We start from the raw sequence: 19,887 nt of genomic DNA on the forward strand, positions 1-19,887 counted from the left end.
GCTGCGCCAATCAAAGCATCGGTCTGAGTTTCATAATAGCTAATAGAAACACCCGTTAGTGGCCATACTCCTCCGGCTATTTGTGTGGTGGCAGACTCTAAATCAAATACGCCGAATCCATCATTATTAGGATCACAATAATGTAATGCTTGCGGGGTAATGGCAACCGGCCCTTGGGTTACTCTTAACAATTGGGTCGTCGTTGAATAACAACCCGTAACATTGTCTTCTACTCTGATATAAACTATCTCATTATCCGTACCGGTATAAGTACTCGGTGTACCTATCGGACTCGTCTCATTTTGGGCATCAAGCAAAGTATTGTAATAAGTAACACTAACCTGAGAAGTATTACCGGCTATAACAACTCCTTCATTAATCGTTAAATCAAACAAAGCTTGAGTCGTGGCTCCGTTACTACATTGGAATATAGGTTCCGGTGTCGTAGCCAATGGCAATGGATTGACCACCAAATTAAATGAACTTACCGAGCTACAACCCGTCGTATTATTGCTGATGTTAATCCAAACCTCTTGTGGATTGCTGATATTAGTATACAAATTCGGCAGTGGACTCGTTTGTGTCTGAGCATCGGCCTGAGTTAAATAATAGCTAATGGTAACATTGGCTTGACCGTTAGCTATCTCAGCGTCTTTGGTATTTAAAGTAAAGACTTCCGCTCCATCGCCCGGATTGTTGTAATCACACAACTCGTAATCCGTAATCACCGGATTGGCTAAAGGTAATGGGTTGATAATTAAATTAAAAGTGGTATTGCTGTAACAAGCCGGTGAACCATTGTTGTATGCTCGAACATAAATAGTTTGCAATCCCGGATCTATATTACAATACGGGCTAACCAAAGGATTGGCGCCGGTTTGAGAATTGGTCAACGTTTCATGGAAAGTAACTACAATATTAGGATTACCTCCATTCACTTGGTTAATTATTGTATTCAAATCGAAGTTACAATAAAGACCATCATTGTTGTAACTGTCATCACATACTACATAATCTGATGGAGTATTGATAACCGGAGCTGTGTTTACCGTTATCGTTGCCGAACCTGATTGCGTTTGTGAACAAGTAGTTGAAGGATTCGTAACACTAACTAAGTTATAAGTAGTTGACACTGTCAAAGGCGCCGAAGTAAAGACTGCATTCCCGGAACCATTCAAGGTAATAGTTTGATTTGAGCCCGAGTTAACATTATAAGTCACAACAGCATTTGGTGTTCCACTAAATGAAATAGTAGCTGTATCTCCAGAACACACTGAAACCGTTCCGGATATGGTAGCCGTTGGCAAAGGATTTACAGTTATAACTGCTGAACCGGTCTGTGGTTGGGTACAGTTTGTTGTCGGATTTTGAACACTGATTAAATTGTAAGTTGAAGAAACCGTTAACACCGGAGTCGTTACCGATGCATTTCCAGCTGCATTTAAAGTTATTGTTTGACTTGGATTGGAATCCGAATTATAAGTAACAACTGCATTGGGAGTACCATTAAATGTTATGACTGCAGTGGTTCCTGAACAAATTGAAGTGGTTCCTGAAATTGTCGCCGTTGGCAAAGGATTTATAGTGACTGTAGCCGAACCGGAAAGCAATTGAGAACAATTTGTGGCAGGATTCAATACACTTACTAAGTTGTAAGTTGAAGGCGCAACTAATGCCGGTGTAACTACTGAGGCAGTACCCGAAGCGTTTAAAGTAATCGTTTGATTAGGATTGGAATCGACATTAAAAGTCACGACAGCATTTGGAGTACCGTTAAAAGTAATAGCCGTAGTGGTTCCGAAACAAATTGCAGTAGAACCAGAAACAGTTGCCGTTGGCAGTGGATTAACAAACAATTGGAAACTGGTAGTCCCAAACCTGGTAGGATCTGCATTTTCCTCTAATCTGACAAATATTGTTTGGCCATTGGTTCCGCTAAATGTATTAATTGGACTTATTGCTCCAACATCATTATCTGCATCTGCTTGATTTAAGTGATAAGTTACTGTGTAATCAGCCGCACTGTATGTTGTTCCTAATACTATCGGTGTTTGAGGGGCAAAATCGAAAACGGCGGTACCACTGCCAAAACTGCTTTCGCACAACGTTAAATTAGGCGGCGTAAAAGGATTGGGTTCGGCACACAAAGCCGGTGAAATATACAAAGTAAACTGCGTGGTTGTGATACAACCGGTCATGTCATCTTCCAGAGCGGCATAAATTATCTCACCATTATATCCATTATAACTTGTTGGATTTGTTATGGGCGAAGCTAACTGCTGCGCATCAAAAAGCGAATGATGGTAAGTTACGGTATTACTCAATCCATTCATGATGACTGGTGTATTGTCTTCTAAATTAAATGGTGGCACACAAACTGTTAAATCGTTAGGAGTGCCTATCGGTAAAGAAGGAATATATTCTACAACCAAACAATCGGTTTGCTCACAACCACTCGGATAAGTTATAGTAACACAATATTCTCCTTCTTGAGTTATCGTGTAAGTAAAGGTATTCGCTCCCGGAATTGGACCTCCACCTAATGTCCACGCATAAGTAGCGCCTAAAATTGAAGAAGCTCCTGCTTGAATCGTTAATGTCTCCGAACCACAAATGGCATTTGGACCGGTAAAATCATCGATTCCTTCAAATTCATCTATCCCGGCTAAACTGGCTGAACCAATATCAAAACTACCACCGCCTAAAAAAACCGCTGAGTCATATGAATTGTCGTTTCTGTCGGCAATAACTAATTTTATGTGATATACATTATTTGGAATAACCGCAGAAGTAGCTGTCATTAACACCGTTTCTCCATTAAAATTGGTTGCAGAATTGGCCGCATTGGCGCCTCCGTTGAAAGTGCCAAAATAACTTGGATTGGCAGAAGCACAACTTCCATTATGAGCATTATCGCGGATGGTTACTACCGAAATTGGCGTGGTGGTACTGGGAACTAAAGCCAAATTTGTTGGAGCCGTCCCTGCCGTTACATTGGTCAAAAAGAAAGCAAATGAATCCGAATAGGCACATTGAAAAGTACCATACTCCTCTGATGCAAAAAGGAAATCAAAACTCATTTGATTGGTCAACGGTGTAAAATCAAACTCTAAAACAGTGGCGTTGTTGTAATCTGTCAATCCGGGATCTATTCCTAAACTAGTGATGTAATTAAACAAAGTAGTATCTCCCGGCCATGCATTTGAACCGTCACTCAATGTTGTGTTATTCGGTCCGGGCGCACTCATGGCATTACCGGTACTCAAAATCACCCCGGAAGTTAAAGGAAAATTCGGATTGGTGTTTTGAAAATAACCTATCCCGTTGGACGATCCAAAACTAGTACCATTGCTGGCGCCACTTCCGGTACTCCAAGTAATATTACTGATTGTTCCTACACAAGAAGAACCCACAGACCCTGAAGCAAATAAAACATCCTGAACCAACTGTGGAACTGTATAAGTTGTGTTATTGACCGTTATCGGTTGAGATAACGATTTGAATGTCAATAAAAAAATCGGAATAAATAATAAAATTCGTTTCATGCTCACGAAATTTAGAAGCATTATTCCTTAAAAGAACAACACTTAATGTTAATTTATTGTTTAAATCTCCAAATATAAGTATTCACAGAAAATATCTTTGTTAAATTTGCAGAAAAATACACTATTCTAATGAAAATCGCCATAAAAGAAACCCAAAACCCAACAATAATAAAATTTGAGTTCCCCGATTTTATCACTCAAAATGAAAACTTCGAATTTAAAAACATCGACGAAGCCAAAAACTCTCCTTTAGCCCAACAACTTTTCTACTTGCCTTTCGTAAAAACCGTTTATATTTCCGGAAATTTTATCGCCATCGAACGGTTCAGTATAGTTGATTGGTCTGATGTGCAAGACGCTGTGGCTGAACAAATTGAAGATTTCGTCAACAAGGGCGGCGTTATTGTTTTGCCAAGCGAAAATAAAACCAAAAAACAAGCCATCACCGTTTACGGCGAAACCACGCCCAATCCGGCGTCGCTTAAATTTGTAGTGAACAAAGGCCTGACTAAATCGACCTTTGAATTCAAAAACATAGACGACGCAAAAGCCTCTCCCTTAGCACAGGAATTATTCAAATTCCACTACGTGAAAGAAATTTTTATCACTGAAAATTACATCTCGGTAACCAAATATGACAGTTCTTCTTGGGACGAAATCACCCTGGAACTTCGAACTTTCATCAAGCAGTTCATCGAAAATGGCGGAACAGTCATTGATGAAACCATGGTCGTAAACGACGAAAAACAAGAAAAACAACAAATCAAAAACTTCGACCACCTGGATGTTACGTCACAACAAATCATCAATATCCTAGAAGAATACGTAAAACCGGCAGTCGCTGCCGATGGCGGAAACATTCTTTTCGATTCCTATGACGAAGCTGACAAACGCGTAAAAGTAGTGCTGCAAGGTTCGTGCAATGGCTGTCCTTCTTCCACTTTCACCCTTAAAAACGGAATTGAAAACATGCTCAAAGACATGCTCAACGACAAAGATATAGTAGTCGAAGCTTTAAACGGATAAGCATTTATTCAAAATAAAAAACTAACTTTAAGCGTCCGAATAGGGCGCTTTTTTTATCTCATTTTTAGGAGCTTTTTCCCGCTTTCCGCAGTATCTTTTTTATCACTTCGAGCCTATTCGAAAACGTTCAATTAAAAAAAAGGATACTTGCTGCAATCGGGGCTAATTTATCACTATGAACGAACTACATCTGGAAACCAGTCCATACCTACTCCAACACGCCAACAATCCTGTGCATTGGAAAGCCTGGAACGAAAAGTCTTTAGCGGAAGCCAAAGCAACCAACAAACTCATCATCATCAGTATCGGCTATTCTTCCTGTCACTGGTGCCACGTGATGGAACACGAAAGTTTTGAAAACGACGAAGTGGCCGCCGTGATGAACACGCATTTTATCAACATCAAAATCGACCGAGAAGAACGTCCCGATATCGATGCCGTCTACATGAAAGCCGTACAAGTCATGACCGGTCGTGGCGGTTGGCCTATGAATGTGGTAGCCTTACCCGATGGTCGCCCAATTTGGGGTGGAACGTATTTCAGAAAAAACGATTGGATCAATTCGCTCGAAAAACTTCAGGAAATTTACACCCAAAATCCGGAAACCATTTACGATTATGCGCAACAACTTCATGAAGGGCTGCAATCCATAAGTGTCATTCCAAAAACTGAAACTGCTTCCGATTTTAATTTTGATGTCCTAGAAACTTTGCTCGAAAAATGGCAAAAAAGCTTCGATTGGGACTTCGGCGGTATGGCGCGTGCGCCCAAATTCATGATGCCCACCAATTACGAATTCCTTTTGCGTTACGGCTACCAAACCCAAAACCAAAACTTATTGGATTTCACAAATCTGACTTTAACCAAAATGGCATATGGCGGTTTGTTCGACACTGTTGACGGTGGATTTTCGCGTTATTCTGTAGATATGAAATGGCATGTGCCACATTTTGAAAAGATGCTGTATGACAACGGCCAATTGGTTGCACTATATGCCAATGCTTATAAACTAACCCAAAATCCACTCTACAAAGAAGTCATCGAAAAGACTTTGTTTTTTGTCGAAAAAGAATGGCTGACGGCTGAAGGAAGTTTCTATTCCGCACTTGATGCCGACAGTTTAAATGCTGAAAATCATCTGGAAGAAGGCGCTTTTTATGTTTGGACCAAAGAAGCATTGCAAAAATTAATTAGCGAAGATTTCGACTTGTTCTCCGAAGTTTTCAACATCAACGAATTCGGACATTGGGAACACGGGAATTATGTTTTGATTCAGAATGAATCCTTGGCAACAATCGCCGAAAAGCAAAATATGCCTTTAGAAACATTGGCACAAAAGAAAAAAACTTGGGAACAAAAACTTTATACGGAAAGAGAAAAACGCAGCAAACCAAGACTCGACGACAAATGCCTGACTTCCTGGAACGCTATAATGAGCAAGGGCTTTGTCGAAGCATATAAAGCTTTGGGCGACTCAAAATATTTAGACATTGCGCTGCAAAACGCGCATTTCATTACTAAAAAACTCTGGAGTACCGAAGGCCATTTATTCCGTACTTATAAAAACGGCACTCGTGGCGCAGCCGAACAGAGCGCAGCTAAAGCTACCATCAATGCTTATTTAGAAGATTATGCTCAGGTGATTCAAGCGTTTATTAGTTTATATGAAGTAACTTTAGACGAACAATGGTTGCAAAATGCCAAGCAATTGACAGATTATTGTTTCGATCATTTCTATGACGCTAACGCGGAATTCTTTTCGTTTACATCCAAAACAGACGAAGCGTTAATTACTGCATATTTTGAAGTGGAAGACAATGTGATTCCGGCCGCAAATTCAGTGATGGCAGGCAATTTATTTCAATTAGGCATTTATTTCAACAACCGTTACTACGAATCGATTGCCAAACAAATGGTGCAAAACATTATCCCTACAATTGATTATCCTTCGGCATTTTCGAATTGGCTTAAGGTACTTTTAAACTATTCGGAACAAAATAAAGAGTTGGCCATTTGTGGTGAAAAAGCCTTGGATTATTTGATCCAAATCAACCAAAAATACCTACCGAATATCATAGTCGCCGGAACCGTTAACAATACCAAACTTCCATTTTTAGAAAGTCGGTTTGTTGAAAACCAAACTTTATTTTATTTGTGCCAAAACAAAACCTGTGATTTGCCAAGCATTGATTTTCAAGAAATTATCAAAGAAATAACCATAAATTCTTAGAAAAATCGTAATATTTTGATTATTAACCAATTAAAAACAACCGACATGGGACTTGGAAATTTTTTTAAAAATTTATTTGGCGGTGCCAAAGAAAAAACGGGAGAACAATCACAAAATTTTACCGAAGAAGCAATTGAAAAAGTAAAACAAACGGCAGAACCGGTTGTAGATAAAGTAGAAGAAATGGTAGAAACCGCTAAAGAAAAAATTAACGAATATGTTCCCCAAGCTTCTGAAACTATAGAAAATGTAGTGGAAAATGCGAAAGAAAAAATAAGCGAGTTTGCCGAAACGGCCAAAGAAAAAATAAGTTCGTTTGCCAACGATGCTTCTGACACAACCGACACAGCGGCAGAAAAAGCTAAAGAAACGATAAATCGTGTAGAAGAAGATGCCGATTAATTTTAAAAATATTATTTTTGTATCCACTAATTATCCCGATTCTTTCGGGATTTTTTTTACACTATGACCATGAACAGCTCGCTTTCGATTCGCTCTTTTGCCGAATACATAGAACAATTTACCTCCTTATTAATTGATTATTCTCCGAAACTGATTTCGGCCCTAATTATATTATTTGTTGGGCTTTATGCCATTAGAATCATCAATCGCTTGGTGCGAAAAATAATGGTGAAAAGAGAACTCGACCCAACGTTGTCAAAGTTCCTTGCCGATAGTTTGCTTTGGGCTTTGCGGTTGTTACTCTTTGTGAGTTTTATTTCCAAATTGGGAATTGAAACTTCTTCGTTTGTAGCAATTTTGGGTGCGGCCGGTTTGGCGATTGGTTTGTCTTTACAAGGTTCTCTCTCCAATTTTGCCGGCGGCATGCTGATTATTTTGTTCAAACCTTTTCGCGTGGGCGATACCATCGAAGCGCAAGGTGTGATTGGAACCGTACTCGAAATTCAAATTTTTGTCACTAAATTAATTACGGGAAACAACCAAACGATTTTTATACCCAACGGGATTTTGTCGAATGGCGTAATCATCAATTATTCGATGCAAGGCAATCGGAGAGCGGATTTGTTGTTTTCCCTTTCCTATGACACCAATATTAAAACTGCGAAAGACATTGTAATGAAAGTGATGCAAGACCATCCGAAAGTTTTAAAAAATCCGGAACCAACCGTTATTGTAAAAAACCTGACAGATTCTGCGGTACAACTCGGCATTCGACCTTGGGCTAAAAATATTGATTTTGCAGAAATGTGTTCTGATGTTTTAGAACAATCTAAAGAAGCTTTCGATGCAGCGGGAATTTCAGTACAACCGTATGTTATTGAAACGTCTAAAGGATAGTTTAAGCCTTTTTAGTCAACATAAAATCCTTCAAATAAAAAGGCTCAAAGTAAGCCACATCTTCAAAAGCATTTTTGTTGAATTTCTCAAAGCTGATTGGACTCATTTCGTTAGCAGAAGGAAATACAATTTCGGATAAAAAAACAAATTTATCTTGGGTCAAAACCGTCTGGCATTTTTCCTGACAATCACCTATGATATAAATGGTTTCCGCTATTTCAGCATAACTGTTTTCGGTTAAAACTTCGGCTTGAACTTCCATTATTTTTTGGTGATTGGCATCAAAAACGGCGCTGTACACTTCCATTCTTCGGGCATCAATCATCGGAACAATCAAGCCACCCTTTTGGGTTACTTTTTGGGCTAAAACGGCTAAAGTATCTACCGCAATCAATGGGATTCCCAGCGCGTAACACAAGCCTTTGGCTGTAGACACTCCAATGCGCAAACCGGTATAGGAACCCGGACCTTTACTCACCGCTATGGCTTTTAATTCCCTAAAATCAATTCCGCTCTCTTTTAAAATTTCTTCGATAAAAACATGCAGTTTTTCGGCATGAGAATAGCCTTGCTCTGCGATTTCTTTGCACAAAACGGTTTGACCGTCCTTAGCTAAAGACACCGAGCAATTCTTGGTGGCAGTTTCTATGTTGAGTATGTAGGCCAAAATTTATTCTTCTTTCTTTTTATCCGTAGTGTTTTTTTGCTTCACTTTGTCTCCCGAATTCAGGTCTTTGGTTACTGTGGTATAAGGCCCAACAATTACCACGTCGCCTTTTTTCAAGCCCGAAATCACTTCAATATTAGTATCGTCCTGAATACCGGTTTTGATGACTCTGATTTTGGCTTTGTTGCCTTCTTTGACGAAAACACATTCAAACTTTTTATCACTCTTGGCCGTTACTTTTTTGTCTTCGTTTTCCTCTTTAACCTCGTATACTTTGGTAGCTGTTGTATCCGCTTTTACCAAAACCGAACTAATCGGCACACCAATTACTTTTTCTTTTCGGGTCGTAATAATATCAACTGTAGCAGTCATTCCCGGTCTGAATGGTGAAAAACTGGCTGGTTTCCCTGCTAATAAATCTTGGTAAGATTCTTTTAAAATTCTAACTTTTACTTTAAAATTAGTCACTTGATCTGCTGTAGTCGAAGTGCTCGCCGAATTGGAAATACTGGTTACAATACCTTTGAATTCTTTCTTTAAATAGGCATCAACACTGATATTAGTACTGTCGCCAATGCTGATTTTTACAATGTCATTTTCATTCACATCAACTTCAACCTCCATATTGTCTAAATTGGCTACGCGAAGGATTTCTGTTCCCGTCATTTGTTGGGTTCCCAAAACTCTTTCCCCTAATTCAACGCCAAGCGAAGAAATAGTTCCATCTGCCGGAGAATAAATGGTGGTTCGACCCAAGTTGTCTTTGGCCTCTTTTACGGTAGCATTCGCACTTTGCACGTTGTAATATGCCGACTCTTTACTGGCTTTGGCACTTTCAAAAGCAGCGATGGCTTTGTCCCATTCTGATTTAGAAATAATGCCTTTGTCAAAAAGGGTTTTGCTTCTGTCGTAACTGGCTTTGGCTTCTTTAAACGCAGCATCGGCCTGACTCAAACCGGCTTTGGTTCCCGATAAATTAGAGATTGTTCTGTTGTAACCCGAAGTGTACAAATCGGGGTTGATTTTTACCAAAAGCTGGCCTTTTTTCACCACTTGACCTTCTTTTACGGGCAAGTCGATAATTTCTCCCGAAACTTCAGAAGAGATTTTTACTTCAATTTCCGGTTGGATTTTACCTGTAGCCGACACAGTTTCGATAATGGTGATTTCATCTGCTTTGGCCGTTTCAACTTCGGTAACATTTTCATCGGCACCGATTACGCCGTTTTTCTTAAGAACAACTAATACTACTAACAGCACTACGACTATTCCGCCTAACCAATATATTTTCTTTTTTGACATGATTTATTGTTTTTGTATGATTGGGATTCCAAAATATAGTTCTACCACTTTGGTTTTAAAAATGTAATCGTATTTAGCACGAATCACATCCGATTGAGAATTGATGTACAAAGTTTGCGCCTGGTTGTAGTCGAAAGTATTCATCATCCCAACGGCAAACTTTTCTTTGGCATAATTAAACGCTTCTTCTCGGGCTTCAAAGGTGGCAATCGAAGCTTCGTAAGTATTGAGGGCGCCTTTGGTATCAGTAATGGCTTTGTAAACATTGGTTTCCAAATCCAATTTGGCTTGGTCAAAAGCATTTTTTGATCTTTCATAGGCAACTTTAGAACGAGCCACTGCATTCTTGGCCGAAAATCCGTTGAAGATTGGCACATTCAATTGCACGCCGAAATTATGTCCTTTATTGTTGCTGAACTGGTCAAAAACCGGCAGTGGTCCGGCTAAAATAGGCACACCATTCGCATCTACACCGATGATTCTGTCGGAATAACTGGCATTGGTACCAAAATTATACCCTAAAGATACACTGGGTTGTAATGCACCATTGGCAATTTTGATATCTCTTTCGGCCAAATCAAGATTGGCTTTGGCAATTTTAATTTCAACACGAACTTCATTAGCTTTGCTAACTATAGCTTCGGGGGTTTCAGACATCACCGGACTCGGTTTGGCCTCCATATCAACCTCGGCTATATCAAAAGTGGCAAAATCTTCCAAACGAAGCAATTGTGCCAAACTCAGTCTGGAAATCAATAGCGCATTTTCGGCAGCGACTACTTTTTGTTTGTCGGCCGCAACCGTAGCTTTCATATCAAGTAAATCCCCGCGTGGCACCATTCCGGCGTCAACCAGCTCTTTGGAACGAACCAATTGCTTTTCGTCATTGGCCAATTGACCTTGTTGCACTTTTAAATTTTCGCGATTGAATAAAATATCCAGAAAAGCATTGGCCACAAATAACGAAATATCATCCTGCATTTTGGTCAGTTGGTATTGTGCGGCTAACTGGCTTAACTTGGCTCTTCGCAAACGGTTTTGATTTTGTAAGCCGTTGTAAATATCAACGCTGGAGCTCAAACTCATTTGGGTAAATTGCGTGGTTTGGTTTTCACGGGCATTGGTCACCGGATTGATATTGGCTCCAATACTCCAAGAATGAGAACCGGTCGCGTTAAGATTTGGGAAGAAACTCGCAATTGCAGCTTTTTTATCAATATCCGTCAATCTTACATCTAACTCCGATTGCTTGATTGAAATATTGTTTTTTAAAGCATACTCGACGCATTCCTGTATCGTCCATTTTTTGGTTTGTGCCAAAGAATCAAATCCAAGGAACAAAATAATGGCGAGTAAAAAATGTTTTTTTAATGGTATTTTCATAGTAATATAGGTTGGAAAACCTTAATTTCTTGCATAAACAAAGATATTATTTTTGGCTTTGATTTCTTAAAAACAGACTCAATGTTTTAGACTCTATTTTTTTAATAATGTTACAGTCGATTACAATTTTTACATTTATTTTTGACAAAAAAATATTTCGTTTATGTCTGCCATAAAATCGATTCTCTCGCTGCTTATGTTTTCAGTACTTTTGAACAGTTGCTCGACTACTCAAAAAATTGAGGCTTTAAAACCACTTCCTTCTAATGATGCTCCGATGGTTTACAAAACCAAGACTTCCTTTGTCAACATGCCTTTGGAGATTTCTTTGAAGGAAATAGAAAGTCAATTAAACAAAACCTTGAATGGTCAAATTTATGACGATTCAAACTTGGCCGATGACAAAACCGAAATGAAAATATGGAAAACCGCGCCAATTAAGCTTGTTGAAAAAAACGGCAAAATAGAGACTGTTTTACCATTAAAAATTTGGGCCAAAATAAAGTATGGCACTGATTTTATGGGATTGAATGACACGCGTGAAATCAACTTGAACGGAACCATTACTATGGAAAGCAATGTAAGGTTATCGAATTGGAAATTGTCAACCACTTCAAGAATTGAAGATTTCGAATGGTCTGAAAGTCCAACCATCTTAGTGGCCGGAAAATATGTTCCGATAACTTATATCATCAACCCGACGCTTTCCATTTTTAAATCGAAAGTAGCCAAAAAAATAGACGAAGCCATTGAAAACTCTTGCGACTTTAAGCCCTATGTACTGGATGTTTTAGAAAAAATGAGTACGCCTTTTATCACAAGTGAACAATACCAAACTTGGTTCAAACTCATTCCGATTGAGGTGTATGTTACCGATGCGGTTTTAGAAAAGAATCAAATCAAAATGGATTTAGGACTCAAATGCAATATGCAAACCATGGTGGGTTTGAAACCCAAAAACACTTTTGAAAGAGAGGCCATTCAGTTCAAAGCCGTGACTAAAATTCCGAATGCTGTAACAGCCAATGTCGCTGCCATTTCAACTTATGAAAGCGCCTCACAAATTATTACTGCTAATTTTAAAGGCAAAGAATTTGCTTCGGGTAGCAGAAAAATAGTAGTGAAAAATGTTGCCCTATGGCAAAAAGACAGTAAAATCATTATCCAATTGGACATGAGTGGCAGCATTAACGGCTCAATATACTTGTCGGGCATTCCGAATTATAATGCGATTACCAAAGAAATTTATTTTGACCAAATGGATTATGTATTGAACTCTAAAGGTATTTTGACCCGAACCGCCAACTGGTTATTACAAGGCGTAATTTTGAAAAAAATTCAGGAAAACTGTCGTTATTCAATCAAAGAGAATTTGGATGAAGGCAAAAAAAGTCTACTGCCTTATTTGAGCAATTATTCCCCTATGAAAGGCGTTTTTGTGAACGGCATGATGAATGACTTCGAATTTGAAAAAGTAGAAGTAACCGACAAAGCCATCATTGCCTTTATCACTACTACCGGAAAAATGAATGTGAAAATCGACGGAATGGAGTAGATTTAGTGGTCAGTCCTATCGAGAGTAAATGACAATCTACTTCTTTTTGTAATACATTTTATAAACCACAAAACCGATTCCGGCCACGATAATATAAGGAATGGCCATCAGGAAAACTATCCCGTCATTTACAGCTTCCACTTTGCTGTTGTCTCCTGTGCTTTCCAAAGCGGCTCGGCACATGGCGCATTGAGAAAAAGACGCAATAGGCATAAGGCATAAGGCAAATGTTAGCAACACTAATTTTTGACTTATCCCTTTTCTCTTATCCCATTTAACTTTAGTTTGCATAATAAGGTGAAATCATCAAATAAACTACTACACCGGTAACAGCTACATACAACCAAAGCGGAAAAGTGATTTTGGCCAATTTTTTATGCTTGTCAAAGCGTTCAGCTAAAGCTCTCACATAAGTAAACAGCACCATCGGAATAATGGCGACAGACAAAATAATATGCGAAATCAAGATGAAAAAGTAAACATTTCTCATTGAGCCCACATTACTCAATTCAGTATCATCTAAAAGTCCGTCTGCGTTGATATCTCCGTATTTAGTAGAATCAGCCGACATGTGATAAGCCACGTACATTACCAAAAAAATTACCGAACAGGCAATGGCCAAAGTCATCAGTCTTTCGTGAACCTTTCTGTTGCCATTTTTTATGGCCATTACACCCATAATCAAAAGCAAGGCCGTGGCGGCGTTGATAGAGGCATAAATCGGCGGTAAAAAACTTAACGGTTCTATACTGATCCCAAAGTCCTTTAGCTTTACGGTAAACAAAACCGCTACTGCAATGGGAATAATGATTGAAACTGCAATAATGGATCCTCTGAATTTTTTTTCTAAAGTTTGATTGTCCTGATTATTCATTTAATAGTTTTTTAATGTCTTCTGTTATAGCTTTCACGCCAGCTTTCTCTAAGCCGTCGTAATACAAAATCGGATTACCGAATTTGTCTTTTCTGCATCGGATATTCCCTTCTTTATCAATCAAAGCGAAAAGACCTGAATGTTCGAAACCACCGGCAACTTTATTGTTTTCTCCGGCATAAATATTAAATCCTTTATTGGAAATGTCAAAAATGTATTCTTTATTTCCTGTCAGCATATGCCAGTTGGATGATTTAACTCCAATCAGTGCCGCGTGTTCTTTCAATACGGCAGCTGTGTCATAGTCAGGGTTGATGGTAATAGACGCTATCCCGAAATTAGGATTCCCAAAAAATTCGTTTTGGATGCTAACCATGTTTTTATTCATTATCGGACAAATAGAAGGACAAGTTGAAAAGAAAAACTCTAACACATAAACTTTTCCTTTGTAAGTCTCGTTAGAAACTTTTTCATTGTTTTGGTCGATTAGTTCGAAACTCGGTGCCGGACCAATAGTGAGCAAACCGTTTTCTGCCGTTTTATGATTGGAAACCGCATCAATACGGTCTCCTTGAACTACTGAACCGCTTTTGATTCTGTTAATGATTTTGGGTATAAAAATAATACCGAAAACCAAAATAATAAACGATAATCCGATATAAGATTTATTCTTCATGGTAAGTGTTACTAAATTTTTCTGTCGGCACTGTTTCTTTTTAATGCCAAACGGTATTCGGCTAAAATAATCTTCACATCATCCATCATATCATTGTGTAAATCGGCAGCCGAGGTCGTATTATATCCTTCTTTGTATTCCGGTTTTCCTTTGTCGCTTTTGCCTTTTCTGCCGCGAAGATTTCTTTTCTTATCTACAATATAAACATAAGGTGTTCCGGATTGATTGTTTAATTTACCGAGTAATTTCAAATTAGCATGATAAGACTTGATGGCTTCCGGTGTGGTAAAAACAAAATGATAGCCTGACACATCGCTGATTTTTCCTAATTCTTTTAAAAGTCTTTGGGCTTGGTCTTCTGTTCCTAGAGGTGCGATGAAAACAAACTGGAAGTCTTTAAATGCTCGGTATTTGTTATAAATTTTTTGATTGAGTGTAAAAAAATTACCGCTGTTGGCCAGGATATCCTGACCGGCAAAACCCAAGATAGTTATCTTTTTATCTAAGGATACTTTTTCGCCATTTAGTGATTTCCATTGGGCATCCACATTGGGAATATTTGGGGTAATGGTAGGTAAAGTAATAAAACTGTTTACGCCTGATGCAAAGAAAAGGTATGCAACGATAGGCAAAATAAACAAGATGAAAAGGACAAGATTTTTTTTCATTGGAAATTGCTAAAATACAGCCATACAAAAATAAAAAAATCCCGAAGGAATCGGGACTTTTTTTTGAATTAATATAATGTTAAAAATTCCATTTAATAGTGGAATCTTTAAAAATCCCGTAGATATAATCTGCTTCGACTAACAATATAAAAAGTAAATATAATACAAGAAAAATAACGGTGGCCACTACTGCCCAACGCAAACTGGATTTTTCACCTTCCATGTGCATGAAAACCCATGTGATTTTGTATGCTTTGTAAAGTGTCAAGATAATGAAAACCCAGTTTAAAAGGTTCATTGAGATGAAGTCATTCATTACCAAGAAATCTGGTCTTAAGATTCCTAAGTAAACCTCAACTATTGTTACAACAGATAGAATTCCGAAAACTTGCCAGATTCTTTTTGTATTTGATACGTGTTCGTGTCCCATGATAATATAAATTTTTAACAGCGATTAAACTAAGTAGAAGAATGTAAATACGAATACCCAAACCAAGTCAACAAAGTGCCAATAAAGACCAACTTTCTCAACCATTTCATAGTTTCTTCTTTTCTCATACGTTCCTAAAAGGACATTGAAATAAATAATGATATTGATAATTACTCCGGAGAATACGTGGAATCCGTGGAATCCGGTAATGAAGAAGAAGAAATCGGCAAACAATTTACTTCCATACTCGTTTCTTTTAAGGTTAGCACCTTCAACCACATAGTGAGCATTGGCGACCATAGCTTCAGAAGCTTCTCTGTTCAAAATTTCACGTTTTTTATTGTGGTTCAAATTTGGCTGAAGCGACTTGTTTTCTCTGTCTTCTTTAGTGTCTCGGTAGATTTTTTCAGTTCTGACCAATAAATCAGGATTAGCTTTAAAACCGGCTTGTACTTCGGCTACAGAATAAGTAGGTTGTGAACCTTCTCCTTCAAACCAAATACCATTACTGCTTTTGTGCTCTTCTCTCGTTTCCGGAAGTTGAACTGCAAAGTCTTCCAATTTAACTCTTTTACCTGTTTTATCAACGAATTGAATAATGCTTCCGCCTTTCGTTTCGATGGCACCAAACTCTCCTTTGATAAAGTTTTTCCATTCCCAAGCTTGAGAACCTACGAAAATCAAACCTCCAACAATAGTCAGTAACATGTAGAAAGCTACTTTCTTTTGTTTCATTTGGTGACCGGCATCAACGGCCAATACCATTGTTACCGAAGAGAAAATCAAGATAAAGGTCATCAAGGCCACATAATACATCGGCGCATCTACACCGTGCATAAACGGGAAGTGGGTAAACACTTCGTCGGCAATTGGCCAATTGTCAATAAATTTGAATCTTGAAAAACCGTATGCAGCAAGGAATCCGGAGAAAGTTAAGGCATCCGATACGATAAAAAACCACATCATCAATTTACCATAACTGGCACCCATTGGCTCATTTCCGCCGCCCCAAGTATTTTCGTTTGTATTTGCAGTAGTAACTGTAGCTCCCATAAAAGTTATATAGTTAAAAAGTTCCCAAATTTAGATTTTTTTTCTTATTTAAAGAAATATAAAAAGAAAAACAAACAAATCCACAAGAAATCGAGAAAGTGCCAATACATTGCACCTAGCTCAATTCCAAGTGTTTGACTTGAATTGTATTTTTGTTTAAAATGATTATAAATTATGATTAAAAGCGAAATCATTCCTCCGGCAAGGTGAGCCAAGTGTACCACAGCGATTACGTAAAGAAAAGTCGTGGCAATATTACTCTCCGGTCCGGTAAAATAATAACCCTGTTCTATCAGTTGCTCAAAGCCTTTAAATTGCAAAAACACAAAGACAATTGCAAGACCGAAAGTCAATAAAAGAAGGTTACCCGTAGCACTTCGATTGTCTTTTTCAATGGCTTTTTTGGCCAAATGAAAAGTAACGCTACACAAAATAATAGCCAAAGTACTGAAGTAAAAAGCCGAAGGCATTTGGAAATCTTTCATCCAATCTTCTCTGGACTTACTCACTACAAATGCACTCGTGATTCCGGCAAACATCATGGTCATACTGGCCATGGCAAACCACAAAAGTAATTTTTTTGAACGCGCTGTTCTGTCTTTATGCTCGTCAGCAGACATTGTTGTTGTAGCCATAACTATCTTAAAAATTTATCGGTAATATAAACTATTTGTAACAAAGTAATATAAGAAACACTCACTAACATCAGTGTTCTCGCAGCTTTGGCCGTTCTGAGTTGGTATAATTTTACCGCATAATAAATCATCCAAAGCCCGAGCAAAAATACAATTCCTGCTGCAATAGGCGAAATAAATAATCGCCCTGTATACCCTAAACTTGGTAATAAGGAAGCCACCAACAACCAAACCGAATACAAAATGGTTTGCAAAGCGGTTGATGTATCTTTTTTACCGGTCGGTAACATAAAAAAACCAGCCTTTTGGTAGTCATCATACAAAAACCAACCAATGGCCCAAAAATGAGGAAATTGCCAAAAAAATTGGATCAAAAAAAGCGTTCCTGCTTCAATCCCAAAATGATTCGTAGCGGCAACCCAACCCAACATAAACGGAATCGCACCCGGAAAAGCACCCACAAAAACCGATAGCGGTGTGTGCACCTTTAAAGGCGTATAAATACTTGTATATAAAAAGATAGAAATCGCTCCAAACATGGCCGATTTCGGGTTAATCATGTACAACAAAATCAAACCGATGATGGTCAGCAAACTCGCCACAAACAAAGCGTGATTCGGAGACATTCTGCCCGAAGCCACCGGACGGTTCTTGGTTCGGTCCATCAAAGCATCTAAATCTTTTTCGATCACTTGATTAAAAGCATTCGAAGCGCCAACCATACAGTAACCGCCAACAGCCAACATCAATAAAGTTGACACTTTTAAATCTTGAAAATCCACAACACCGAGCAAATAGCCGGCTATAGAAGAAAAAACCACGCTAATAGCTAAACCTGCTTTAGTGATTTCCTTGAAATCAATCGCAATTTGTTTAAGAGAAAATGTGTTAGCAGTCGCGTTCATCAATAGTTTTAAAACTGCCGCAAAGGTACTTTATAGAAAACGATTTGACAAAAAAATATTGAAGATATATTTGGTGATTTTTAAGTTCAGGAGCGAAAGGTCATTGTATGCCGGCCATCCATTTTCCCGCTGTCTGCACTACGCGGTAGTTGCGCCCATCGGGGCTATATAGGGAGCCGTTTTTGTATTTGCCTCCAAAAAAAAAGGACTCCAAAACGGAGTCCTTTTCAATAAAAATGGCAATCTGATTATTCCTTAACAGAAACTATTTTCTTAGTTTCAGTTCCTTGGTTAGTGGTAATTCTAATGAAATACACTTGGTTAGAACCTTTTGAGAAGTTGACATCTATCTTAACTTCTTTCTCATAATAGCCGTTAGGATCAGTAGTAGTTTGAACTAAAACGCCCCTTACGTCAAAGACTTCAATCACAACCTCTGAATTATTTTCAAAGTTATATTTCACATTCAGTTCGTTTTTAAACGGAACCGGATAAACGCTAAAGCTTGAAGTTGTTGCTCTAGCAGTAGTTTCATTGGCTACCGGATCAACTGCACAACCCGGTACTAAATCAACGCTGGTTTGAGAGCTTGCAACTAATGTATAGTTGTTAGCAATTCCGTCATTCAAATTATCAACACTGGTTGAGAAATTATAAGTAACCGTTGGAGCAACACTTCCGGAATAAGTATTCCCTTGTATTGATTTAGGGTTGTATTTTACAGACAATACGTAAGTAGCTCCAGGTACAGCATTGGTAATGGTCAAACTTCCTTGTGAATTGTTTGTACCACTCATAACACCGGCATCTGTAAATTTATTACAATTAGGATCCCACAAAATAATTTGGTTAGAACCTTTTATAGCCATCAATCCATAATGATTAGCTGACGTTGAGTTACCTTTAGCCTGCGTCACTTTAATAGTGAAATTAGCACTAGGTGCCACAACGGCAGTATAATAGAAGAACACTCCCGGCGTAACAACACCTATTTTACCATTGCTGGCTGAATAGCAAAGCGCTTCTAATTCTCTATCATTTCCTCCTGCATTAAAATCTGAACAGGTTGTTCCTGTGTGGTAAATATCCCCCACCAAACAAGTTTTCACAACGGTGATTAAAGTCACCTCAGTTTCACAGCCGTTCATCAACTGTTTAACCGAATAAGTTCCTGCAACAGTAACTGTTATAGAAGGTGTTGTTGCACCAGTACTCCATAACAAACTTCCAGTATAATTGCCAGCTGTAATAGTCCAAGTGCCGTTACAGTTATCCACAAAACTAGCTGTTGGAGCAGTCATTGGTGTTCCCGTTACATCGTACTGACATGAAACTGGGTTCCAAGTAGCAGTTTGGTAACACAATACTTGTGGAGCTTCCGGTTGAGTACCGGTTACGTCGTACTGACATGAAACTGGGTTCCAAGTAGCAGTTTGGTAACACAATACTTGTGGAGCTTCCGGTTGAGTACCGGTTATATCGTACTGACATGAAACTGGGTTCCAAGTAGCAGTTTGGTAACACAATACTTGTGGAGCTTCCGGTTGAGTACCGGTTATATCGTACTGACATGAAACTGGATTCCAAGTAGCAGTTTGGTAACACAATACTTGTGGAGCTTCCGGTTGAGTACCGGTTA

At 38.6% G+C, this 19,887-nt stretch carries 18 protein-coding genes; 5 read left to right on the top strand and 13 right to left on the bottom strand.

Translation table 11 applies throughout. The features are described from left to right. Positions 1-3,545, bottom strand: a 3,545-nt coding sequence (locus HA632_RS06595; RefSeq protein WP_194967094.1) for a choice-of-anchor L domain-containing protein, incomplete at its 3' end; no start/stop codon positions are given. Between the two features lie 129 nt (positions 3,546-3,674). On the opposite strand from HA632_RS06595, the gene HA632_RS06600 reads away from it, so the two are divergent. The 4 genes from HA632_RS06600 to HA632_RS06615 all read left to right on the top strand — a co-directional run bounded on the left by HA632_RS06600 (position 3,675) and on the right by HA632_RS06615 (position 8,100). Beyond that, complete coding sequence (locus HA632_RS06600; protein ID WP_176306414.1) at positions 3,675-4,571, top strand: NifU family protein; 897 nt, start codon at positions 3,675-3,677, stop codon at positions 4,569-4,571. Between the two features lie 175 nt (positions 4,572-4,746). Further along, positions 4,747-6,801, top strand: coding sequence for a thioredoxin domain-containing protein (locus HA632_RS06605; protein ID WP_176306415.1), 2,055 nt, complete (start codon positions 4,747-4,749; stop codon positions 6,799-6,801). A 45-nt stretch (positions 6,802-6,846) separates the two neighbouring features. Continuing rightward, positions 6,847-7,203 (top strand): hypothetical protein, encoded by a 357-nt coding sequence (locus HA632_RS06610; RefSeq protein ID WP_176306416.1) that lies wholly within the window; start codon positions 6,847-6,849, stop codon positions 7,201-7,203. A 69-nt stretch (positions 7,204-7,272) separates the two neighbouring features. Then, positions 7,273-8,100 carry a mechanosensitive ion channel family protein gene (locus HA632_RS06615; RefSeq protein WP_176307154.1) on the top strand — a complete coding sequence of 276 codons (828 nt, stop codon included), beginning with the start codon at positions 7,273-7,275 and terminating at the stop codon, positions 8,098-8,100. A 1-nt stretch (position 8,101) separates the two neighbouring features. Here HA632_RS06615 and tsaB read toward each other — a convergent pair whose 3' ends face one another. From tsaB to HA632_RS06630, 3 genes are read right to left on the bottom strand one after another with little or no spacing between them, the layout of a single operon-like run. Beyond that, positions 8,102-8,767 (bottom strand): tRNA (adenosine(37)-N6)-threonylcarbamoyltransferase complex dimerization subunit type 1 TsaB, encoded by a 666-nt coding sequence (gene tsaB / locus HA632_RS06620; RefSeq protein WP_176306417.1) that lies wholly within the window; start codon positions 8,765-8,767, stop codon positions 8,102-8,104. Positions 8,768-8,770: 3 nt separating this feature from the next. Continuing rightward, positions 8,771-10,069 carry an efflux RND transporter periplasmic adaptor subunit gene (locus HA632_RS06625; protein WP_176306418.1) on the bottom strand — a complete coding sequence of 433 codons (1,299 nt, stop codon included), beginning with the start codon at positions 10,067-10,069 and terminating at the stop codon, positions 8,771-8,773. 3 nt (positions 10,070-10,072) lie between these two features. Further along, on the bottom strand, positions 10,073-11,452 hold the full coding sequence (locus HA632_RS06630) for a TolC family protein (protein ID WP_176306419.1): 1,380 nt from the start codon (positions 11,450-11,452) through the stop codon (positions 10,073-10,075). A 163-nt stretch (positions 11,453-11,615) separates the two neighbouring features. Between HA632_RS06630 and HA632_RS06635 the strand changes: the two genes are divergently transcribed. Continuing rightward, positions 11,616-13,007, top strand: coding sequence for a DUF4403 family protein (locus HA632_RS06635; protein WP_176306420.1), 1,392 nt, complete (start codon positions 11,616-11,618; stop codon positions 13,005-13,007). 36 nt (positions 13,008-13,043) lie between these two features. Here the strand turns inward: HA632_RS06635 and HA632_RS06640 are convergent, their stop codons facing one another. The 9 genes from HA632_RS06640 to HA632_RS06680 form a co-directional block, all read right to left on the bottom strand. Beyond that, the gene (locus HA632_RS06640; RefSeq protein ID WP_176306421.1) at positions 13,044-13,298 is read right to left on the bottom strand and encodes a hypothetical protein; all 255 of its coding nucleotides are present in this window, start codon (positions 13,296-13,298) and stop codon (positions 13,044-13,046) included. Beyond that, complete coding sequence (locus tag HA632_RS06645) at positions 13,288-13,881, bottom strand: DUF420 domain-containing protein (RefSeq protein ID WP_176306422.1); 594 nt, start codon at positions 13,879-13,881, stop codon at positions 13,288-13,290. Before HA632_RS06645 ends, HA632_RS06640 begins: the two co-directional genes overlap by 11 nt. Continuing rightward, entirely contained in the window at positions 13,874-14,557 is a 684-nt protein-coding gene (locus tag HA632_RS06650) for an SCO family protein (RefSeq protein ID WP_176306423.1), read from the bottom strand. The genes HA632_RS06645 and HA632_RS06650 overlap by 8 nt, the downstream gene beginning before the upstream one ends. An 11-nt stretch (positions 14,558-14,568) precedes the next feature. Then, positions 14,569-15,225 (bottom strand): hypothetical protein, encoded by a 657-nt coding sequence (locus tag HA632_RS06655; RefSeq protein WP_176306424.1) that lies wholly within the window; start codon positions 15,223-15,225, stop codon positions 14,569-14,571. A 79-nt stretch (positions 15,226-15,304) separates the two neighbouring features. Then, positions 15,305-15,655 (bottom strand): cytochrome C oxidase subunit IV family protein, encoded by a 351-nt coding sequence (locus tag HA632_RS06660; protein WP_176306425.1) that lies wholly within the window; start codon positions 15,653-15,655, stop codon positions 15,305-15,307. Between the two features lie 24 nt (positions 15,656-15,679). Further along, a complete protein-coding gene (locus tag HA632_RS06665) occupies positions 15,680-16,708 on the bottom strand; it encodes a cytochrome c oxidase subunit 3 (RefSeq protein ID WP_176306426.1) in 1,029 nt (342 codons plus the stop codon). 44 nt (positions 16,709-16,752) lie between these two features. Continuing rightward, the gene (locus HA632_RS06670) at positions 16,753-17,343 is read right to left on the bottom strand and encodes a cytochrome c oxidase subunit 3 (RefSeq protein WP_176306427.1); all 591 of its coding nucleotides are present in this window, start codon (positions 17,341-17,343) and stop codon (positions 16,753-16,755) included. 2 nt (positions 17,344-17,345) lie between these two features. Then, positions 17,346-18,248, bottom strand: a complete 903-nt coding sequence (cyoE, locus tag HA632_RS06675; protein WP_176306428.1) for a heme o synthase — start codon at positions 18,246-18,248, stop codon at positions 17,346-17,348. A 248-nt stretch (positions 18,249-18,496) separates the two neighbouring features. Beyond that, positions 18,497-19,887: T9SS type A sorting domain-containing protein (locus HA632_RS06680; RefSeq protein WP_176306429.1), on the bottom strand; the 1,391-nt coding region annotated here is incomplete at its 5' end.

Origin of the sequence: Flavobacterium sp. J49, from assembly GCF_011742145.1 — a bacterium.
Taxonomy (GTDB): Bacteria; Bacteroidota; Bacteroidia; order Flavobacteriales; family Flavobacteriaceae; genus Flavobacterium.

Bases quoted from the DNA above. Each gene is read 5' to 3' on its own strand.
- HA632_RS06600 (WP_176306414.1), top strand. From the start codon at position 3,675: ATGAAAATCGCCATAAAAGAAACCCAAAACCCAACAATAATAAAATTT.
- HA632_RS06605 (WP_176306415.1), top strand. From the start codon at position 4,747: ATGAACGAACTACATCTGGAAACCAGTCCATACCTACTCCAACACGCC.
- HA632_RS06610 (WP_176306416.1), top strand. From the start codon at position 6,847: ATGGGACTTGGAAATTTTTTTAAAAATTTATTTGGCGGTGCCAAAGAA.
- HA632_RS06615 (WP_176307154.1), top strand. From the start codon at position 7,273: ATGAACAGCTCGCTTTCGATTCGCTCTTTTGCCGAATACATAGAACAA.
- HA632_RS06625 (WP_176306418.1), bottom strand. From the start codon at position 10,069: ATGTCAAAAAAGAAAATATATTGGTTAGGCGGAATAGTCGTAGTGCTG.
- HA632_RS06630 (WP_176306419.1), bottom strand. From the start codon at position 11,452: ATGAAAATACCATTAAAAAAACATTTTTTACTCGCCATTATTTTGTTC.
- HA632_RS06635 (WP_176306420.1), top strand. From the start codon at position 11,616: ATGTCTGCCATAAAATCGATTCTCTCGCTGCTTATGTTTTCAGTACTT.
- HA632_RS06640 (WP_176306421.1), bottom strand. From the start codon at position 13,298: ATGCAAACTAAAGTTAAATGGGATAAGAGAAAAGGGATAAGTCAAAAA.
- HA632_RS06645 (WP_176306422.1), bottom strand. From the start codon at position 13,881: ATGAATAATCAGGACAATCAAACTTTAGAAAAAAAATTCAGAGGATCC.
- HA632_RS06650 (WP_176306423.1), bottom strand. From the start codon at position 14,557: ATGAAGAATAAATCTTATATCGGATTATCGTTTATTATTTTGGTTTTC.
- HA632_RS06655 (WP_176306424.1), bottom strand. From the start codon at position 15,225: ATGAAAAAAAATCTTGTCCTTTTCATCTTGTTTATTTTGCCTATCGTT.
- HA632_RS06660 (WP_176306425.1), bottom strand. From the start codon at position 15,655: ATGGGACACGAACACGTATCAAATACAAAAAGAATCTGGCAAGTTTTC.
- HA632_RS06665 (WP_176306426.1), bottom strand. From the start codon at position 16,708: ATGGGAGCTACAGTTACTACTGCAAATACAAACGAAAATACTTGGGGC.
- HA632_RS06670 (WP_176306427.1), bottom strand. From the start codon at position 17,343: ATGGCTACAACAACAATGTCTGCTGACGAGCATAAAGACAGAACAGCG.
- cyoE (WP_176306428.1), bottom strand. From the start codon at position 18,248: ATGAACGCGACTGCTAACACATTTTCTCTTAAACAAATTGCGATTGAT.